We start from the raw sequence: 2,867 nt of genomic DNA on the forward strand, positions 1-2,867 counted from the left end.
ACCGGCACCTACGAGGTGCGCTGACACAACGGATCGGGGGCTCGGGACCACTGGCGTCCCGAGCCCCCGATCCGTGTGACGATCAGACTCGTGCGGCGGCGCCCACCGCGTCGGCGATGGACCGGTAACCGTGCGCGCGCAGTTTGCGGGCGATGCCCTTGTTGAGGCGGCGCACCCAGAACGGGCCGCCGTAGATGAACCCGGTGTAGCCCTGGACCAGGGACGCACCTGCCAGGATGCGCTCGAAGGCCTGCTCGGGTGTCTCGATGCCGCCGAGCGAGATCAGCGTGAACCGGTCGCCGACCCGTGAGCGCAGCCGGCGCAGCACCTCGAGCGATCGCTCGGCCACCGGCGCACCCGACAGACCACCCGCGCCGATCTCCTCGATTCGGCTCTGTGGGGTGTTCAATCCGTCACGGCGGATGGTGGTGTTGGTGGCGACGATGCCGGCCAGGCCGAGTTCGAGCGCCAGGTCGGCCACCGCATCGACATCCTCGTCCGACAGATCCGGGGCGATCTTGACGAGCACCGGCACCGTCACGGTGTCGAGGACCGCGGCGAGAATCGGGCGCAGCGACTCGACGGCCTGCAGATCGCGCAGACCCGGGGTGTTCGGCGACGAGACGTTGACGACCACGAAGTCCGCGAGAGGACCGAGGAGCCGTGCGCTGTCGGTGTAGTCCTGCGCCGCCTGCTCGGCGGGCACCACTTTGGTCTTGCCGATGTTCGCGCCGATCGGCACGGTGCGGCGGCGCTGCCGCAGCCGGTTGGCGGCCTCACCGGCCCCGTGGTTGTTGAACCCCATCCGGTTCACGATCGCCCGATCCTCGGGCAGGCGGAACAGGCGCGGCTGCGGATTACCCGGCTGCGCCTGCGCGGTCACGGTGCCGACCTCGGCGAACCCGAAGCCGAGCGGACCCCAGACGTCCACACCGGTGGCGTCCTTGTCGAAGCCCGCGGCCAGGCCCACCGGGTTGGGGAACTCGACGCCGAACACCGAGTTGCGCAGCACCGGGTCGTCGACGACGAGGATCTTCGACACCACGGTCCGCGCCGGCTCGAACCTGGTCGCCCAGCGCATCGCCAGGAAGGCGAGATGGTGGGCTCGTTCCGGCGACAACAGGAACATGAGCCGAAGAAGCAAGCGGTACACGGACAACTCCCTGCAGGCCCGGGCGAGGCCCGGGGTGATGATCAGCGGACGGTGGGTTCGGGGACGTGATGGGGCGTCTTGCGGCGCCGGAGCAGCACGCGGCGGCTTCCGTCCGGGTACAGGCGCACCCGGGTGAGTTCCCAGCCGTGGAATTCCGCGGAGATCGCCAGCCGCATCGACGCACTCACCCGGGAGACGTCCCGGGGAAGTTTCAGCGGCACGTACTCGTATTCGTCGTTGCTGGTGTCCCAGCCGACAGGTAACCGGGTGAACCGGCCGAGTCGCTCGTTCGCCATCACTGTCCTTCGATCGGGATCCGTTGCAGACCGTCACCGGTCGCCGATGCGATCACCAGAGCCGCGTCGACCGGATCGACGGCGATCGAGTTCGGTTGCCGCACCGTTGCGAAGCGGTGGCGTTCTCGCGGGATCCCGGTCGAAAGATCGTAGCCCACGACCTCGTTGCTGCCGGTCAGAGTCACCCAGACCAGATCCCGTGTTTCGTCGTAGGTCACAGCGTAGGGGGCGGGACCGACGGGATAGCGCTGCCGCAGGACGATCGCGTCGAGGGTGTAGACGAGCAGCTCGTCCCCGGTGGTGTCGGTGACCATCACGCGCCCGAACGGGTCGGTGGTCAGCTGCGTCGCTCCTTCACCGGCGCGCAGCGCAGGACCGAGATGGGCGTCGGCGAGGTCGAGTTCGGTGAGCGAGGTCTGCCGTCGGTCGAGCGCCGCGACGGCGTCCCCGGTGACGGCGAGGGCGTCGACGGAGGCGAGGCCACCGACCGTGGTGCTTACCTCACCGGAGTCGGGGTCGACGACCAGCACGCGGCCGTCGTCGGTCCCGACGGCCCAGCGACCGTCGGACAGCACGGCCGCCGACGATGCGGTGCCGTCGACCGGAACCTCGGTGAGCGTGCCCGCGGCAGCGTCGATACGCAGCACGGCACCGGATGCGGGAGCGAGCACACTGCCGTCGGGTCCGGCCACGACGGTCGCCGCGGACGACGGCAGGTCGACCAGACGCGGTTCGGACTCGGCGTCGTCGAACAGCGCCACCCGTGCTCCGTCGTCGACGAGCGCGGCGAAGGTACCGGTGGACGGTTCGACGATCAGGGCGTCGACCTGCAGGTCGAGGGGGCGGACATCGCCGGCGGGGGATGGGCCGACCTCGGGCGCGGCTGCCGGCGTGGCGGGTTCGATGGTCTGCAGTACGTCCGGGGTGCTCTCCGACGAGCAACCCGCCAGCGCGACCAGCGCGATCGCACCCACCATCGTGACCGCCCGGATGCCCGCTCTGCCCATCGTTGCTGCTCCTCGTCCTCGGATTCGATCCGCACCTGCCGGACGCCTCCCGGCGACCGGCGCGCCGACCCTCAGTGTTCCTGATGCCGGTCGTGGGAAAGAAATCAGGACGCCGCCTGCCGGGCCGGATGTGACCTGCTGCTCAGCTCTGCGCCGAGGCGGACAGGTCGCGGCTCGGGCGGTGGGGCAGCACGACCACCACGGCGTGTTCGTCGTGCCCACCTTCGGGAAAGAAGCGAGGTGTGGTCGGTGTTGCCGGGATCACGCGCTCACGTCGTCGAGCGCCGCGGCGATCGCCGGCGGCAAGGCCAACTCCTCCGCGACCAGCACTCCGGTCAGTTGCGCGAGATCCCGTGCGCCCACGAGCGTCGACGCCACATGCGGCCGATCGCGCACCCAGGCCAGGGCCAC

General features: G+C 70.1%; 4 protein-coding genes and 1 pseudogene. All 5 read right to left on the reverse strand.

Translation table 11 applies throughout. From position 1 onward, the window contains the following. Positions 1-82 precede the first annotated feature (82 nt). Positions 83-1,153 (reverse strand): quinone-dependent dihydroorotate dehydrogenase, encoded by a 1,071-nt coding sequence (locus tag R1101_RS0120370; RefSeq protein WP_026003519.1) that lies wholly within the window; start codon positions 1,151-1,153, stop codon positions 83-85. 41 nt (positions 1,154-1,194) lie between these two features. Next, positions 1,195-1,449 carry a DUF5703 family protein gene (locus tag R1101_RS0120375; RefSeq protein ID WP_016935141.1) on the reverse strand — a complete coding sequence of 85 codons (255 nt, stop codon included), beginning with the start codon at positions 1,447-1,449 and terminating at the stop codon, positions 1,195-1,197. Further along, a complete protein-coding gene (locus tag R1101_RS0120380; protein ID WP_016935142.1) occupies positions 1,449-2,456 on the reverse strand; it encodes a hypothetical protein in 1,008 nt (335 codons plus the stop codon). The genes R1101_RS0120375 and R1101_RS0120380 overlap by 1 nt, the downstream gene beginning before the upstream one ends. A 142-nt stretch (positions 2,457-2,598) precedes the next feature. Further along, positions 2,599-2,721 (reverse strand): hypothetical protein, encoded by a 123-nt coding sequence (locus R1101_RS31350; protein ID WP_269726644.1) that lies wholly within the window; start codon positions 2,719-2,721, stop codon positions 2,599-2,601. Beyond that, positions 2,718-2,867 (reverse strand): annotated as a pseudogene (locus R1101_RS30375) (aldo/keto reductase); the annotation flags it as partial. The gene R1101_RS31350 and the pseudogene R1101_RS30375, both read right to left, overlap by 4 nt.

The sequence above is a fragment of the Rhodococcus sp. R1101 genome (assembly GCF_000278445.1).
Taxonomy (GTDB): Bacteria; Actinomycetota; Actinomycetes; order Mycobacteriales; family Mycobacteriaceae; genus Rhodococcus; species Rhodococcus gordoniae.

Excerpts from the sequence above, each read along its gene's own strand:
- R1101_RS0120375 (WP_016935141.1), bottom strand. The coding sequence starts at position 1,449 with ATGGCGAACGAGCGACTCGGCCGGTTCACCCGGTTACCTGTCGGCTGG.
- R1101_RS0120380 (WP_016935142.1), bottom strand. The coding sequence starts at position 2,456 with ATGGGCAGAGCGGGCATCCGGGCGGTCACGATGGTGGGTGCGATCGCG.